The sequence below is a fragment of the Streptococcus sp. 2100 genome, from assembly GCF_013276335.1.
GTDB lineage: Bacteria > Bacillota > Bacilli > Lactobacillales > Streptococcaceae > Streptococcus > Streptococcus pseudopneumoniae.
In genome coordinates this window covers 1-14,835 of record NZ_VMKV01000058.1, presented here as the reverse complement: position 1 = coordinate 14,835, position 14,835 = coordinate 1, and the positions used below count along the sequence as shown (strand labels likewise).

Sequence of the window (14,835 nt, the reverse complement as noted above, 5' to 3'; positions counted from 1 at the left end):
TAAACGTCATCAACTAAATAGTGAAAAATATCTATCCTATCTTCTAGAATGTCTTCCAAACGAGGAAACTCTCGTAAACAAAGAGGTTTTAGAGGCTTATTTACCATGGACTAAAGTTGTACAAGAAAAGTGCAAATAAGAAATCTCCAGATTAGGAACTATCCGTGAGTTCTCTAGTCTGGAGATTTTTCAATATACTTCGTTATTGGGCGGTTACGTTGTATCTACAGGAATGTTTTGACGCTCCAAGTATTGCGGTGTGACGATAAGGACATTGCCATTCGGGTTGTAATCGTGCCATTCTGTAGAGGTTATAAAGTTTTTGGAGGAAGCCATGCCATTTTGCAAAGTACGGTCAATTAACTGGTGTCTAGATAAGAAAGCCTTTTGTTCTGAAACAGCCAGATCCATCAATTGATACCAAGTTCTGAGTTTCCTTTGAGCTTGTTCATCAAAACCAGGACTCGTTCCTTCACGGCTGATTGATAGGGTAATCAGTTGCCTTTCCTGGCTCCAAGCCTCTTGTCCAATCCGATGCTGTTGCCAGGCTTGGGAATACTTTAAGCTACTCCCTATTCCCAGCGTTACAATAATAATCGCTAATAGTTGACCGATTAAAATCAAACTAATGATTCCTCTGACAGGCACTTGCCCTTTTATAATCTGCATCAGGTGTATCTTTTTTATCCCAACTGCGAAGAGTTGAGCGAAAAACAGGGAGATCGACAACAAGATGAGATTATAACTGAGCAAGCCTTCTCCTATGGTCATTAGGGATTGCGTTGGAAGCGACAGAATTTTTTGCATAAGAATGGCGAGCAAGCCAGCTAAACTGAAACCAACAGCTATCCCTTTCAAATCCTCACCAACTGGTCTAAGGAAAATGGACCACCGTTTCTCTCCTGAAATGAGGCGAATGCCCGACGACCGTAATTGGCTAATTTGACTAATTAAAGTCAGTGCTACAAAGGTTAAGATGAAAATCAATAGACTGATTAACTGAAATCCGTTACTAAAGATAGCCATTAACGTAGATAGTTTAGATGGAATTGTCAGGTGCATGTTAGTCAAGCCAAGTTGACTTAGCTCCTCCCTTAGCAAGTGAATATCTAGGTGTCCACCGAATACAAAATAGTTTGTTTCAACACTACTACTTTGAGCATCTTCTAGTTTTTTTCCTGAAGCCCATCAGGCAACTTTCCGTCCCCAAAGGTCGTATAAGAAAAAACTGTAGTACCTTCTGAGTTAGGATCTTGGTGTTGAATCGCAATAAAGCTATCCGTTTCTTCTGCTAGTTTTTCCAAGCGTGTAGCAATATGCTGAAAAGTTGTTTCAGGGGAAGAATCACGTACAACAACGTTGGGGTAGTAACGGGAGACATATGTATCAGTCCAAATGGTAAATACCCAAACAAAGAACAAACTAGCAAGCAGGTTGGATATGAGTATAAATAATTTTTTCATAGTGCATTCCTTATTCTAAAACAGAGGGCAGAAATACCCCTGCCCTCTATAAACTAACAAGCTTACTAAACTATTGATAGAAGTAACCGTATCAAGTGCTAATAATGGTTGAGTTAATTTACAAGAACTGACTCCAGTGAAATAATCCTATCACATTGCCGTGCTTGCTCCATGTTATGCGTAACAACCAAAATTGTTTTACTAAATTGATCTCTCAAAGTTCGAATCAAATCGAATGCTTTTTGAGACATTTCAGGATCTAACGATCCGGTTGGTTCATCTGCTAGGACAATATCTCCGGGCTTTAAAATAGCTCTCACAATCGCAATTCTCTGCTGTTCACCTCCCGATAATTCATTGACTTTACTATTTAACCGATTTTGTAGACCAACAAATTCTAGCGTTTCCTTGATTCTCTGCTCTTTCTCCTGTCTAGAGAAATTCGAAAAAGTCATGGCAAGCATCAGGTTATCTTTCACACTAGATGTAGAAATGAGTGCATTGGATTGAAAAAGATAGTTGATGACATTCCTTCGATAATGAACTGCTGATTGCGAATTTACCTTAGGCAAAACTTTTCCGTTGATTAGGATTTTACCACTGTCAACAGTATCCAATAGTCCAATCATATTGAGGATAGTCGATTTTCCAGAACCAGAAGGTCCTACTAAAGCTACAAATTCATTTTCCTCAATATCAAAGCTTAAGTCTTTGAAAATTTCTCTTGAACCAAATTGTTTTGATACATTTTGTACTGAAATTCTAGACATGAGATTACTCCTTAAATGATTGTATGATACTCTCTCCTTCTTTACGGAACAAACTGAAGTAAAGAAGCATTATCTGAAAAGCAAATGTAGCTAGTGTCATGACTATTCCCAACTTAGAACCCACCAAGATAGAAACGATTAGTTCCATCACAGAAAAACTAATAATGAGAGAAAGCACACCAATATATCTTTTCCATGGTGAGAATCCCATAAAGTATTGGACATACAATTTTTCTTCAAATAACAAGCGGTACATTAAGACAAAACTCCAGAAAATAGCCATCATCGTAATGATGATAATCGCTATGATCGTGCCGAAAAGATAAAATGTATAACTCAGATCTTTTTGAAGACCATTGATAAAGTTCTTGACAGTTGTAAAACTCAACCGATTATCCATTAAATCTGGAAATTCTGTTTCTAAAACGGACACTACCTGTTCCATCGTTTCCCTATCACGAATCTTCAAAAGACCATTATAGCCACTGACAACTAAGTTTGCCGACTCCATGAAATATAAATTCTCTGGTGTTGAGACAAAAATAACTGGATTCTCACTAGTTGTACCATAAGAAATAGAATCTGACCAAGTAAATATTGGTCGAGACGGTTGGTAAACCTTGAACATAAATTTCTGATTTTCTGTGAAATTAGTTTGTAAATCTCCCGGTTTTACAGTGACACTTTCCTGTAAATACGCCTTCATCACCTCAAGTTCTTCTGTATTGAGCGTGTTAGGTAGAAGATAAAGTCGAGTACCATTCCTCATCTCTAGCAACTCTTCATCACTTAGGGGAATACCTAGGTCTTGCAGGTAATTATAGGAGAATTTCAAATACCAAAATGGTTTTTTAGGGACATGCTGGTATGTCCCATAGACTGCATCAAGGGACTCCTGATTAAGAAATTGTCCTTTGGCAATATAGACACCTGGAAGCTCAGATATACGCTGGTAAAAGTTATACATAGTATGCTCAAGGGAATTTGTAGTTCCTGCATATGTACCTACATCATCTCCCTCAACAAAACTGGATATAACGTACATATCTTCAACATTCTTCCACTCTCTAGATACTTTCATATTATCAATAAACTGATTCATTGGAGCATCTAAAGAGTAACTGACTGCGATTAACAAACCAGCTACCAAGGTATAGAATAACAAGCAGGTTACCATTAAAGGCTTCATTGGTAATCGTTTATGAATTGCGGCTAATGGAGAAACCGAATAAACAATAATCGTTGGAATAATGAATATCAATAGTAGCAACAAGATTGAGAGGCTGACTCCAGCAAAAACTAGAATAAACGATGATAAACCAAAACTAGACCAGCCTGACAACAACCAACTACATAAAGAGATAATTGGAATAATGTAGATTGAAAATAGTAGAGAATTTTTGAAAAAAGCAGACCATAATTCTTTTCTATCCCATCCTAAAAGAATCAATGTTCCGAAATGTTTAAAGGATTGAAGAACACAGATTAAGAATAGAATCAGTAAAATGAAGGCATTTACTAAGATGCTGATAGCAAGTATTATTCCCCAAATTCCCTGATCAGTACTACTTCCAAAACTTTCTTTTGTCAAATCCTCAACAGAAATACCTGACATCTTTGAAAGATGCAACAGAAAGTTATCTCTTGAGACAGCATCGTGGAGACCATTGATATGGTATATCCCATTGATCGTATTAGTGTTTTGAAAAGTATAATCTAATCGTTCAATGACTACAGGTGTGCTAAATAATAAATCTGGAAGCTCGTAAAGCATATTATTTGAGCCTTTGTCAAGTCCAATAGTCATACTATTATCACTATGAGATAATAAATCTGCAAATTGTTGTTGTGAGACTACTATTTTACCCGTACTTTCAAAATCTGAAAAACCAGCAGAGCTGCCAAGGATGTCTATATAAATCCTATTTAGACCTTCTCCTGTATCACTACTTTCAGAACGTTTTGTCCATATGGACAAGTCACTCTGTTCTAAAAAATAATTAAATACATCTTGTGATTGCTCTTCTGTTAACTTCTGAAGATAAACTGTTACAGTTTCGGAATGATGATTATAACTCTGCCATGACTGTTGATACTGTAAACCTGCTAAAAAAATTGCCACCAGAGCAAGTAAGACACTCTGGATGGCAATCAAAAACAGGATTAAGTATTTCATTTTACCTAATAACATGTTTTTGTATGTCATAGGTACTTACCTACAATTCCAGTAACATTCAGCTGTAGCAGTTCCGATGAATTTAGAAACACGTGCTTCTACTCCAGGTGATTGCCAGCCTGAGAATGCCCCGTTAGCAGTTGCTGAGTGTTCGTAAACACTAGACTGAACATTTGAATAGCTCCAAAGGCCAGCAGTACGACCATAATCCCAATAAACTGCAGTACCTTTATACCAAACTGTTGCAGCTGAAACAATCGAACCACCTGCACCAGATAAAGTCAGTGCAAGTAAAGATGTTGTAATTATTTTTTTTATGCTTTTCTTCATCGTAAAGCCCTCATTTCTTTCACTTAAAATCTAACAATAACAATGACTGCATTTAGAAATATCAACAAATCATACCCTAGTACATCGGAATCCCTTCTTTCTAATTAAAAATTAGATAAAACAGAAATACTATATAGTTAATAGTATTTTCATCATTTAATCAACTAATCAGCCTTCCCAACATCAAGACCATTGGACTTCTTTTGCGATTGCACTCGAATCTCCAATTGTTTATTCTTCTGAATAAACTGTTGGTAAGGAATTGTATTACTAAACATAAAAACACCTAGCAATGCAAATGTAACTAATTTTTTAATTCCACGTTTTTTTCTCATGCAATGAAACCCCTTTCTTTTTTATTCTAACAGATATATTTTATTTAGTCAAGTGTTTTTATGTAATTTTTAACTTTTTTTTTTTGTTTATTACCATAAAGAATTATTTATTCCTTTAACTTGTTATTTTGAACTAAAAATTTTATAATGAAATTAAGCAAATAGGAAGGTTTATTATTTTTAATGAATACACTCGCAGAAAAATTCAGATTGAAAAGAAAAGAGTTGAGACTCTCCCAACAAACTCTTGCAGAAGGAATTTGTGAACAAAGCCAGATTAGTAAAATTGAAAGAGGTCATTTTATTCCCTCCGCAGACTTGTTATTCAAACTCTCTCAACGACTTGAAGTCCCTTTGGATTACTTTTTCAATGAACAAATCGAAGTTAAGTCTAACCTCTCTAATTTCAAACATCTATCTGCTCGCCTATTAGATGACAGAAATTATGACGATTTAGAATATCTTTATAAAATAGAGGTAGAACGAAGCACTTTTCTAACATTAGAAGACCGAACTTACCTTGAATGGATTAAATCTATAATTGACTTCTATCAATACGACAGTAAGTGTGAGGCAATTTCGTCATTGGAAAATATATTATTAAAAGTCTCTTCAAATACTCTGATTTATTTAAAGGCCTTGAATACTCTATCTAATTTCTATTCCTTAGTGGGTCGTGAACAAGAATATGAGGCAAACTACTCTCATTTGATGGAGTTATATCAGACAAAAAATTTTGAGCATCAAGAGTTTTTATTTGGCTACATCAGAGTTCGTTACAACTACGCTCACTACCTAGTATCAAAGGAAAAATATAATGAAGCCATCCAAGAAGCTCTTGAGACTATCGAACTCTGTAAAGAGAGGCAAACAAGTTACCAACTAGCTCCCCTGCTCGTTCTCATTGGAAATTGTGGAACACAATTCCTTGGCAAAGAACAAGTCAAAAATTATTATATAGAAGCAAGAGAGCTATGCAAGATTTATAACAATCCTTTAATGTTGATGAAGATAGAAAATTATTTGAAGGAACTAGATGCTGTTTAGTTTATCTTGATATTGGAGTGTTACTTAAACATTAAATAGCCTGTAAGGCTGATAGTTAGATTAATACTATCAGCCTTATGATTATGTGACTATTAGTTCGTCTCGCTCCGTTAGGTGCGAGACAAAAAAACCACCCGCTATGCGGGTGCAGTTCATTCAACACCTGATAGTATGCGTTTTTTAGGGTTTTAAAGACTGATTGCTCAGTCTCTTTTTCATTATAATTCAGTTATAATTTAATCTTATTTGAGAAAGTGGGTGATGCTATTCTCTAATAAGACTATGATATTAATTTTTGATAGTACTTCCAGAAATTATAGATCCCCTTTCATCCCCAATTTCTATTTTCAAGTGTCTGTACTATATAGTGTGTTCTAAATTCACTATATCTTGTTAGGGGTTGAGTAGAATCATTGATAACAGACTGTTACAAATCTAGTTAGCTGTATGATTTATATTTATCTATTTTTCTAGTAACCAATCTATGATATTTTTCTTCTCAATTCCATTGTAATTGGCTGTTGGCTGAATCGTATCCATTGTTAATAGATACTTGGGGAATTGATCTTTAATGGCTTCTAGTGGTCTAAGTTCTCTTTCTAGTGTTTCAGGAGCAAGTGTTGTTTCACTGACTTGATAATAAGCGTAGTGACCAAGATCAGTTACAACAACAAAATCAACCTCATATTTATCTAAATTACCAACATATACTTGTGAATATCTACGTCTCAATTCCAAATACACCATATTTTCCAAGATATGCCCAATGTCTTCTTTGTGGTCTGGCAATAAGAGGTGTCGTAAACCTAAATCAACGGGATAATATTTTTCTAAGCGTTGTAATAATGCTCTGCCTTTTACATCAAAACGTGGAACGGAATAAAAAAGTAAACTATCTGTCAAAGTTGTCAAATAATTTTCCAAAGTATTATGGGATATTGAAACATTTTGGCTGACTAGGGTATTGCGAATCTTATTTGTTGATATTAAGCTACCTGTACTACTGAGTAGGGTTCGGACAATGCGCTCAATAATAGTAGGATTTGGATTTCCCAATCTAGTGACAATATCATTTAACAGTATGGAGTTATATATTCCTCTGAGATAGTCAATTTTTTCAGCGTAAGATGATGTTTGCAATAAGTAAGGGAAAGCACTAAAGAGATAATTGTTAAAAATTTCTGTTGTATTCAGATTCTCTGTGAGAGATTGACCTGATAGATATTCTTCAAATGACAAAGGAAGAACCTCTATCTCAACATACCGACCAGTCAAGTTTGTAGCTAATTGGCTACTCATAAAGTAGGCGTTTGATCCAGTCAAATAGAGGTCAACATTTGGTAGGATGAATAGGCTATCTGCAACTAGTTCAAATTTTTCAACATGTTGAATTTCATCTAAAAAGATATAGTATGTTTTCTCGCTAACTAATTGATCTTTTATATAAGTGTATAATGTTTGGAAATGTCGGAGGTCATAATAACTCAGATCCTCAAAATTGATGGATATGATTTGATCCTCGTCTACTCCAGCTGCTAGTAACTCCTCTTTATAGAGTTGAAAGAGAACAGATTTACCAGCTCGCCTCACTCCACTCACAACCTTAATGATTTGGCGGTCACGATGTCTTCTTAAAAAGTCTAAATAATGTGGTCTTTTAATATAGTTCATAATAGATACCTCAAAGATAGTATAATACAAACAGTAATTATTTTCAAATATTTAGAAATAATATTTAATTTGTTTGATTATTTCTAATTGTTTAGAAATAATATCTGGAACTATTTAAATATCTTCAAGATAGAAAAAGAAATTGTACTTGTTGATGTTGAATCATTTGTGTTAACAAGTCATTTAGAAGCATTTAAGAAATTAGTGAAATGAAAAACTCATGGCAGAACAAATTGTTGGGTATATGGTCTATTACTAACAACTACTGCTAGTTTATGAGATAGATATTTAATTATTCTCGGATAAATAGGATAAGCGTGCTGAAAACTTAGATATGACAAACAAAATAAAATTTTTAAAAGCTACAGAGAAACATGGTATAATGTATCTAAAGGAGGTAGCATATGTCCTTAGATATAGATAAAGAAAAGATGACAATCATGGGAATAGCTTTTGAAAACAGATCCGTTTTTAAGAGTGTTTGGTATGCTTTAAGTACAAATATGATTGAAGGATGGCGACCTACGGTTAGTGATGTTGAAAAATTACGAGATGAAGCTCTTGCTCTGGGGATGACTTAATGAAGCGCAACTGTTATGAATCTTATGACTATGTTGATCCGGATAATTTATATACCGATCCGGGTTCTTCAGTTCTAAGAAATAAGCAGGAAGGAAAAAAGCATGTGAGCTTGAATATCGTATGATTGCTAGTAAGAGTTTGAAATTATTTATCAATCCTATCTTAGTTAATAGTTTAAAAGTAGTTTGTTTCACAACTGCATAAGCTTAGAAAAGTTGAAAAGTGATAACTCTTTAATAAACTCTTGGTTTGTTAAAAGATATTTTGTCCACTACATTTTTTCAATTGACTATTATTTGTCATAGATATAACAGATAGAACATTGCATTCAGAATAATGAAAAACGCATCAAAAATGGTGCGTTCTGTTTTTATGCTATCATAAAAGGAGGAAAACAAATTGAAAATTTTTAAGGGAGAGTTTTATCGAATCTCTGTATTAACAGACAAGCTAGTAAGGTTAGAATACTCTCGAACTGGAAATTTTGAGGATAGAACGACACAACTTATCTATAATAGAGATTTTGGCCAAGTTTCGTTAGATTATATCGAGACATCAAACGTACTAGATATTATGACGGACTATTTTCATCTGCACTTTAATAAGGGAGAATTTAACGCCGAAAATCTATTTATAGAATTAAAAGGAAATTTTGCCGTATATGGTAGTCGCTGGTATTTTGGTGAATCTATTGAAACATTAAAAGGAACAGCTCGGACTCTGGATGAGGCAGATGGAGCAATCACGTTAGAAGATGGAATTATTAGCAGAAATGGTATAGCCTTATTGGATGATTCTCAAGGATTTATTTGGGATGAACAGTCTGGTTATATTGAGAGAGACAATCAAATTGACCTCTATTTCTTTGCCTATGGGCATGATTATAGAGGAGCAATCAGAGACTTTTACCATTTGACTGGCTCAACACCCTTGTTGCCAAGATATGCTTTAGGCAATTGGTGGAGTAGGTATTGGCCATATACGTCAGATGAATATTTGAATTTAATAGACAGATTTGAAACAGAGAAAATTCCATTATCTATCGGTGTGTTAGATATGGATTGGCATATAACTGAAATTCCAGCACGTTTTGGAAGTGGCTGGACAGGATATAGTTGGAATAAAAACTTAATACCAAATCCAGAACAGTTATTGCAACAACTTCATGATAGAAAGTTAAAACTCTCTTTAAATGTCCATCCTGCTGATGGTATACGGGCTTATGAAGAAGCTTATCCTCAAGTCGCAAAACGATTGGGGTTAAATGTAGAACTAGAGGAACCTGCTATTTTTGATTTTTTTAATCCCTCTTTTAGAGAAGCCTACTTTAAAGATGTTCATTATGAGCTAGAAAAGCAGGGAGTAGATTTTTGGTGGATTGACTGGCAACAAGGGACACAAGGCATGTTGGATCCACTGTGGCTTTTAAACCATTATCACTATCAGGATAGTTGTAAAAATGCAGAAGGTGGCTTGATTTTATCAAGGTATGCAGGTCCTGGTAGTCACCGCTACCCTGTTGGTTTTTCAGGAGATACCATTATTAGTTGGAATTCCTTAAGATTTCAACCTTATTTTACAGCGACAGCATCTAATATCGGTTATAGTTGGTGGAGTCATGATATCGGTGGACATATGTTGGGGGATTATGACGAAGAGCTACAAACTAGATGGCTACAGTTTGGTGTTTTTAGTCCGATTACTCGATTACATAGTTCTAGAAGTCCTTTTAATAGTAAAGAACCTTGGTTTTTTTCAGAAACAACATCTAAGATTATGAAGAAATACCTTCGTTTGAGACATCAGATGATTCCTTATCTATATACCATGAATGTAAAGACACATGAGGAAGGTGCCCCATTAATCAGTCCAATGTATTATTTCTATCCAGAGAATGATGAGAGCTATAATGTTCCAAACCAATACTTTTTTGGAACAGAACTGATGGTGGCTCCCATTGTAGAAAAGATGGATTTGACATTCCAATCTGCAAAAGTAGATGTATGGTTCCCTGAAGGTGAATGGTATGACTTCTTTTCAGAGAAAAAATACACAGGTGGTGTGAAGTTAAGTGTTTATAGGGACATCTCGACTACGCCTGTGTTTGCAAAAAGTGGTGCAATCATTCCCTTGGTTGGTTCTGAGATAGGTATGGGTGTTGATTTACCTGAAGTTGTAGATTGGTATGTATTCCCAGGCAAACAACATTCTTTTGAAATGCTTGAAGATCAAAATGGTCAAAGATATAAAACAAGATTATCAATCGATTGGGAAATGGGAATGGTAGAGTTAGCATTACAAGGAGATTCTAGTATCGTTCCAAACAATAGAAAACATAGAATTCATTTTAAAGGAACGAATGTGTCTATCATTGAATTGCCAAATAAGAATGATACAGCTAGATTTGAATGGAAAGATAATAAAAGGACACCCCTAAATGATGAAGTTTTTAGACTACTAAAGACGGCTTCTCTTCCATATGAATTAAAAGATAGATTGTTAAATCAATTCATCAATGCCAAAAATTCTCATGACTTAATGAATATCTTGCATCGTCAGGACGAGGAATTGAGAGGGCGTTTGTTGGAAATGATATTTACTAGCCAAAACTAATTGAAATAATTAGAAAGTCATTTGTTTAGTGTATATGAAGCTTCGGTATGGAATTTGTCATCATTGGTCACATTGAAAATGTGAAATAAGCACCTACAACATAGACTTTACAACACTTCATGTTTCATATCATGGGGTGTTTTTCTATTTAAGTCAAAGCCAATCAAAAAATCTCACTATTCATCAGGCTAAAAGAAACCTAATCATAGTGAGATTGTGAATTATAGTAATTTTTGTATCGCCTCTTCAATTTGTTTGGGGTCTGTTTTTGAAGAAAAGCGCTCAAAGACCTGCCCATCACGGCCGATGAGAAACTTAGCGAAATTCCATTCGATTCGTTTTCCTAGTGGGCCAGATTTTTGGTCTGTTAACCAAACATAGAGAGGGTCTGTCTCCTTGCCGTTGACCTTAATCTTGGCAAAACGTGGGAAGGTGGTTTGATAGTTTAGGCTACAGAAGCTGTTGATTTCCTCTGAGCTGCCGGGTGCTTGTCCCATAAACTGATTACAAGGGAAGTCTAAGATTTCAAAACCTTGTTCTTGATAGCGGTCATAGAGTTCTTGAAGTCCCTGGTACTGGGGCGTTAAACCACATCCAGTAGCAGTGTTGACAACCAAGAGAACTTTCCCACGATAGGCATCTAGTGGAGTTTCTTGATTGTCTTGGTTCAAGACTGAAAAATCGTATAGTGAAGTCATTGCTTGCTTTTCTCCTTCTGTTTGGTATTTTTAGGAGTTTTCTCCTCCTGTAGGGATAGAAAGCCGTAGGTCAGGGTTCCAAAAATGCTACCGATAATCAGGCCATACATTAGGAAAGGAACACTTTTATCGAATTGCACGAGCAACTTCCCAAAATCTGAAAAGGACATCTGCTGAACGAAGACTTTATGAAAGATGAGTAGGGTAAAGAGGCCAATCTGAAGGCCGATAAACACAATCCAGCTTCGGAATTTGATTTGGCCTTTGCTGTAGGTTTTGAGGACAATTTCTGACTTGTCATCTTTTTCCAGCTGGAGTTCTTTGACGACTCTTTGAGTTTTTAAAGTAATGAAAAAAATGAGTCCAGAGTAAACGTAGGGCATGGCATAGCGAACGGCTTCTATGAAGCGTCCAAATAACAGATAAAACAAGAAGAGGAAGAAGGAAGAATAAACGATTTGGACCATGGAACGGGCACAGGCTTTGTAGATAATCTCTTGCCGGCATTCATCAAAAGGGCCTTGGATATGAAAGAGATTTCGAAGTAGGCGAGTGGTGAAGTCTTCTTTTTTCATGTTAGTAATCTCCTAGATGAGTGGTTTTACTGACTTTCTTTTACGAATTGATAGAGATAATAAAGATAAGTGATAGAAGAAAGGCTAGCGATAGTCAGCAGTAAATAATATTTCCAACCGCTTGAGATGAGCATCAGTTGTGGTAAAGATAGAATCATAAAGTACAGTGCTAAGTTGAGTATGCGTGTTTTTTGGGAGTCAATCTTTAGATAAGTTAGCCCTTTGTTAAGTGCTGGAATAAAGACTAGCCCGAGGAATATCTCGCTGATTGGCAAGTTCCCTGAAACGATGATGAAGATGAGCAGGGAACTGAACAAAAGATGATAGGTAAGTAAAGTTACTAGTGATTTCATAAGGCACCTCCTAATCCTGGTCTTTTTTAGCTCTTGCAATACGAAGTGAGTCGACAATATGTATCATCACCCCGAAAAAGAAAGCTCCCAGTATAGTTTTAAAAATATGTTTTGTATTTAGAAGAGAACTGATAAAATTTGGATTTTCACTTGTTAGGGTATCAATGAGTGGAATTATAAAAAATATCACTGTTCCATAAATCGAACCTGCTTTCAGACCAGGATAACGTAACTGTTTCTGTTCTTTTTTCATGAGTTTCCTCCTAATCATTATCCTGATTTTTCTTGGCTTTTGCAATGCGACGGGAGATGATAATTTGTATAATCACTCCGAAGAAGAAAGATTGGAGAATACTTGAAAAAATATTTTTAAAAGTGAGAAGAGACTGAAGATAGTCCTGACTCTCACCTAGCAGTATATGGAGAAGAGGGGTTGAAAAAAAACTCATTAATCCATAGAGTAGACCTGCTTTCATACCAGGGTAGTGTAGTTGCTTGCTTTCTTTCTCGCTCAGCATATCTGGATCAATAGCTGTAATCCCTGTTTTTTTGGTTTGGGAGAGCACATAGAGAGCAGAAATCATCGAAATGCCGAATACCACAAGAGGATAGCCGATAGCGACAATTTGTGGGTATTTATAAGCGAGGACAAAGGGGATGAGATTTCCAAATGTCATCAGATAAAAGAGGATGATAAAGACTTGATTGCCAATACGATCAGCCTCGCGTCGTTTGTGTTCATCAAGTGGTCCTGAAATGCCATAAATGCGTTTGATCAGTTTTTCCGTGAAGGTTTCTTTTTTCATAAGTTTGCTCCTTTTTTAAAAATTATCCTCCCAAAAGAGACTGTTGAGGTCAGTTTGGAGGCTGCGGGCGAGATTGAGACAGAGTTCCAAGGTTGGATTGTACTTGTCGTTTTCAATCATATTGATGGTCTGTCTCGAGACACCGATATCCTTGGCTAGTTCTAGCTGGGAAATGCCCAGTTCCTTGCGAAATTCTTTCACACGATTCATCTGGTCTCCTTTCTGATTTATGTCGTATATATTTGACTATATTATATTCTTTTAAATATAAAGTGTCAAGTATTTTTGACATATTTTTGAAGAAATAGTAGTCTCCTTGTCCGATTATCACATTAAAATGAAAGCTCTTCTAGGCATAAGAAAACACCTCTGAGTTATACTTGTTGTTCAATCACAAACACAAGAAAGGCACAGAAATGCAAAACCATTATACTACAAAAGCCAAACATTTGACAATCGATAACCGTCGCTTAATCGAACGATGGAAAAAGGAAGGGAAATCAAATAGAGAAATTGCCTTTCTGCTTGGAAAAGTTCCTCAAACTATCCACACTGAAATCAAGCGTGGGACAGTCCGACAATGTCTTGGAAAAGGGTGCTTCAAAGAGGTTTATTCTGCCGACTATGCTCAACAGTCTTATGAAAACAATCGCAAGCGCTCGGTCAAGAAATCAAGCTTGACCAAGGAACTAAAGGAAAAGATTCTCCACTATCATAACCAAAAATTTTCGCTTGATAAGAAACAGGCTAGCACCAACTTTAAACCTGCTGGTCAATCCATCGAACAGCGGCCTGAAGCTATAAATCTTCGCTTGGAGAATGGGCATTATGATACTCAATCATTTTCAAAAAGCAACCTTGTCCATTGTCTGCTGACAGTGGACTTTAAAACGCTTTTTTCCAGTCCTTGAATAACTTCTTGAAGCTTATCAATGACGGCTTCCAATGTTTGGAAAGCCTTATTTTTGAAACCTCGTTTTCGAATTTCTTTCCATACTTGTTCAATAGGGTTCATTTCTGGAGTATAAGGTGGGATAAAAGCCAACTCAATATTACTTGGAATCTCTAAGGTATTTGATTTATGCCATATAGCATTATCCATGACAAGTAAAATATAGTCATCTGGATAAGCTTGTGAGACTTGCCTTAGAAATTCATTGATCCACTCAGTATTGCATCCTCCAGCAATGAGGAAAAAGGAATCTCCTGTCTGAGCATCTACTGCCCCATAACAATAGCGATATTCTCGCATATAATGACTAGGAATGCTAGGTCGGATTCCTTGAGGAGCCCAACAAGAACTCATCTTACTGATTCTTCCGAAACCAGCTTCATCTTGGTACATCAAACGTACTTTGTTATAAGTCCCCTCTTCTTTAAAGCGCTTACTTAAGGTTTCGAATGTAGATTTTATTT

Annotated in this window: 16 protein-coding genes and 3 pseudogenes; 5 read left to right on the top strand and 14 right to left on the bottom strand. The window is 35.8% G+C overall.

Going from position 1 to position 14,835, the window contains the following annotated elements; genetic code table 11:
- A pseudogene (locus tag HT669_RS11570) lies at window positions 1-139 on the top strand (IS66 family transposase); the annotation flags it as partial.
- Window positions 140-216: 77 nt separating this feature from the next.
- Here the strand turns inward: HT669_RS11570 and HT669_RS11565 are convergent.
- The 6 genes and pseudogenes from HT669_RS11565 to HT669_RS11430 all read right to left on the bottom strand — a co-directional run.
- Window positions 217-1,026: pseudogene (locus HT669_RS11565) on the bottom strand (hypothetical protein); the annotation flags it as partial.
- 140 nt (window positions 1,027-1,166) lie between these two features.
- Window positions 1,167-1,463: a hypothetical protein gene (locus tag HT669_RS11560; RefSeq protein WP_007284909.1), complete on the bottom strand. Its 297-nt coding sequence runs from the start codon at window positions 1,461-1,463 to the stop codon at window positions 1,167-1,169.
- A gap of 113 nt (window positions 1,464-1,576) precedes the next feature.
- Window positions 1,577-2,233 (bottom strand): ATP-binding cassette domain-containing protein, encoded by a 657-nt coding sequence (locus HT669_RS08390; RefSeq protein WP_050208512.1) that lies wholly within the window; start codon window positions 2,231-2,233, stop codon window positions 1,577-1,579.
- Between the two features lie 4 nt (window positions 2,234-2,237).
- On the bottom strand, window positions 2,238-4,439 hold the full coding sequence (locus HT669_RS08385) for an ABC transporter permease (RefSeq protein WP_050971697.1): 2,202 nt from the start codon (window positions 4,437-4,439) through the stop codon (window positions 2,238-2,240).
- Window positions 4,440-4,445: 6 nt separating this feature from the next.
- On the bottom strand, window positions 4,446-4,739 hold the full coding sequence (locus HT669_RS08380; RefSeq protein ID WP_101514659.1) for a hypothetical protein: 294 nt from the start codon (window positions 4,737-4,739) through the stop codon (window positions 4,446-4,448).
- 164 nt (window positions 4,740-4,903) lie between these two features.
- Window positions 4,904-5,074: a PhrA family quorum-sensing system peptide gene (locus HT669_RS11430; RefSeq protein ID WP_001227862.1), complete on the bottom strand. Its 171-nt coding sequence runs from the start codon at window positions 5,072-5,074 to the stop codon at window positions 4,904-4,906.
- A 183-nt stretch (window positions 5,075-5,257) separates the two neighbouring features.
- On the opposite strand from HT669_RS11430, the gene HT669_RS08375 reads away from it, so the two are divergent.
- A complete protein-coding gene (locus HT669_RS08375) occupies window positions 5,258-6,121 on the top strand; it encodes a helix-turn-helix transcriptional regulator (protein ID WP_138705187.1) in 864 nt (287 codons plus the stop codon).
- Between the two features lie 462 nt (window positions 6,122-6,583).
- Here HT669_RS08375 and HT669_RS08370 read toward each other — a convergent pair whose 3' ends face one another.
- Window positions 6,584-7,792, bottom strand: a complete 1,209-nt coding sequence (locus tag HT669_RS08370) for an ATP-binding protein (protein WP_050208523.1) — start codon at window positions 7,790-7,792, stop codon at window positions 6,584-6,586.
- 404 nt (window positions 7,793-8,196) lie between these two features.
- On the opposite strand from HT669_RS08370, the gene HT669_RS08365 reads away from it, so the two are divergent.
- Together HT669_RS08365 and HT669_RS08360 are read left to right on the top strand one after the other, a co-directional pair.
- Window positions 8,197-8,373 carry a hypothetical protein gene (locus HT669_RS08365; protein WP_000050748.1) on the top strand — a complete coding sequence of 59 codons (177 nt, stop codon included), beginning with the start codon at window positions 8,197-8,199 and terminating at the stop codon, window positions 8,371-8,373.
- Between the two features lie 400 nt (window positions 8,374-8,773).
- Window positions 8,774-10,987, top strand: coding sequence for a TIM-barrel domain-containing protein (locus HT669_RS08360; protein ID WP_050208525.1), 2,214 nt, complete (start codon window positions 8,774-8,776; stop codon window positions 10,985-10,987).
- Window positions 10,988-11,208: 221 nt separating this feature from the next.
- Here HT669_RS08360 and HT669_RS08355 read toward each other — a convergent pair whose 3' ends face one another.
- The 6 genes from HT669_RS08355 to HT669_RS08330 are packed head-to-tail and all read right to left on the bottom strand — an operon-like array spanning window position 11,209 to window position 13,629.
- The gene (locus tag HT669_RS08355) at window positions 11,209-11,685 is read right to left on the bottom strand and encodes a glutathione peroxidase (protein ID WP_023941504.1); all 477 of its coding nucleotides are present in this window, start codon (window positions 11,683-11,685) and stop codon (window positions 11,209-11,211) included.
- Window positions 11,682-12,260, bottom strand: a complete 579-nt coding sequence (locus HT669_RS08350; protein WP_023941505.1) for a DUF3278 domain-containing protein — start codon at window positions 12,258-12,260, stop codon at window positions 11,682-11,684. The genes HT669_RS08355 and HT669_RS08350 overlap by 4 nt, the downstream gene beginning before the upstream one ends.
- A gap of 26 nt (window positions 12,261-12,286) precedes the next feature.
- Window positions 12,287-12,613 carry a hypothetical protein gene (locus HT669_RS08345; RefSeq protein WP_000839388.1) on the bottom strand — a complete coding sequence of 109 codons (327 nt, stop codon included), beginning with the start codon at window positions 12,611-12,613 and terminating at the stop codon, window positions 12,287-12,289.
- A 10-nt stretch (window positions 12,614-12,623) separates the two neighbouring features.
- Window positions 12,624-12,866 (bottom strand): hypothetical protein, encoded by a 243-nt coding sequence (locus HT669_RS08340; RefSeq protein ID WP_000712156.1) that lies wholly within the window; start codon window positions 12,864-12,866, stop codon window positions 12,624-12,626.
- A 10-nt stretch (window positions 12,867-12,876) separates the two neighbouring features.
- Window positions 12,877-13,419 (bottom strand): DUF3278 domain-containing protein, encoded by a 543-nt coding sequence (locus tag HT669_RS08335; protein WP_000712340.1) that lies wholly within the window; start codon window positions 13,417-13,419, stop codon window positions 12,877-12,879.
- A 15-nt stretch (window positions 13,420-13,434) separates the two neighbouring features.
- Window positions 13,435-13,629: a helix-turn-helix transcriptional regulator gene (locus HT669_RS08330; RefSeq protein WP_001082471.1), complete on the bottom strand. Its 195-nt coding sequence runs from the start codon at window positions 13,627-13,629 to the stop codon at window positions 13,435-13,437.
- A gap of 206 nt (window positions 13,630-13,835) precedes the next feature.
- On the opposite strand from HT669_RS08330, the pseudogene HT669_RS08325 reads away from it, so the two are divergent.
- Window positions 13,836-14,252: pseudogene (locus HT669_RS08325) on the top strand (helix-turn-helix domain-containing protein); the annotation flags it as partial.
- A 2-nt stretch (window positions 14,253-14,254) separates the two neighbouring features.
- Here the strand turns inward: HT669_RS08325 and HT669_RS08320 are convergent.
- A partial coding sequence (locus HT669_RS08320) for an IS630 family transposase (RefSeq protein WP_172924424.1) occupies window positions 14,255-14,835 on the bottom strand: 581 nt, incomplete at its 5' end.

What these genes read in the sequence shown, in the direction of transcription:
- HT669_RS08385 (WP_050971697.1), bottom strand. Translation starts at nt 4,439, where the DNA reads ATGACATACAAAAACATGTTATTAGGTAAAATGAAATACTTAATCCTG.
- HT669_RS08370 (WP_050208523.1), bottom strand. Translation starts at nt 7,792, where the DNA reads ATGAACTATATTAAAAGACCACATTATTTAGACTTTTTAAGAAGACAT.
- HT669_RS08330 (WP_001082471.1), bottom strand. Translation starts at nt 13,629, where the DNA reads ATGAATCGTGTGAAAGAATTTCGCAAGGAACTGGGCATTTCCCAGCTA.
- HT669_RS08390 (WP_050208512.1), bottom strand. Translation starts at nt 2,233, where the DNA reads ATGTCTAGAATTTCAGTACAAAATGTATCAAAACAATTTGGTTCAAGA.
- HT669_RS11560 (WP_007284909.1), bottom strand. Translation starts at nt 1,463, where the DNA reads ATGAAAAAATTATTTATACTCATATCCAACCTGCTTGCTAGTTTGTTC.
- HT669_RS08350 (WP_023941505.1), bottom strand. Translation starts at nt 12,260, where the DNA reads ATGAAAAAAGAAGACTTCACCACTCGCCTACTTCGAAATCTCTTTCAT.
- HT669_RS08340 (WP_000712156.1), bottom strand. Translation starts at nt 12,866, where the DNA reads ATGAAAAAAGAACAGAAACAGTTACGTTATCCTGGTCTGAAAGCAGGT.
- HT669_RS11430 (WP_001227862.1), bottom strand. Translation starts at nt 5,074, where the DNA reads ATGAGAAAAAAACGTGGAATTAAAAAATTAGTTACATTTGCATTGCTA.
- HT669_RS08335 (WP_000712340.1), bottom strand. Translation starts at nt 13,419, where the DNA reads ATGAAAAAAGAAACCTTCACGGAAAAACTGATCAAACGCATTTATGGC.
- HT669_RS08345 (WP_000839388.1), bottom strand. Translation starts at nt 12,613, where the DNA reads ATGAAATCACTAGTAACTTTACTTACCTATCATCTTTTGTTCAGTTCC.
- HT669_RS08365 (WP_000050748.1), top strand. Translation starts at nt 8,197, where the DNA reads ATGTCCTTAGATATAGATAAAGAAAAGATGACAATCATGGGAATAGCT.
- HT669_RS08380 (WP_101514659.1), bottom strand. Translation starts at nt 4,739, where the DNA reads ATGAAGAAAAGCATAAAAAAAATAATTACAACATCTTTACTTGCACTG.
- HT669_RS08355 (WP_023941504.1), bottom strand. Translation starts at nt 11,685, where the DNA reads ATGACTTCACTATACGATTTTTCAGTCTTGAACCAAGACAATCAAGAA.
- HT669_RS08375 (WP_138705187.1), top strand. Translation starts at nt 5,258, where the DNA reads ATGAATACACTCGCAGAAAAATTCAGATTGAAAAGAAAAGAGTTGAGA.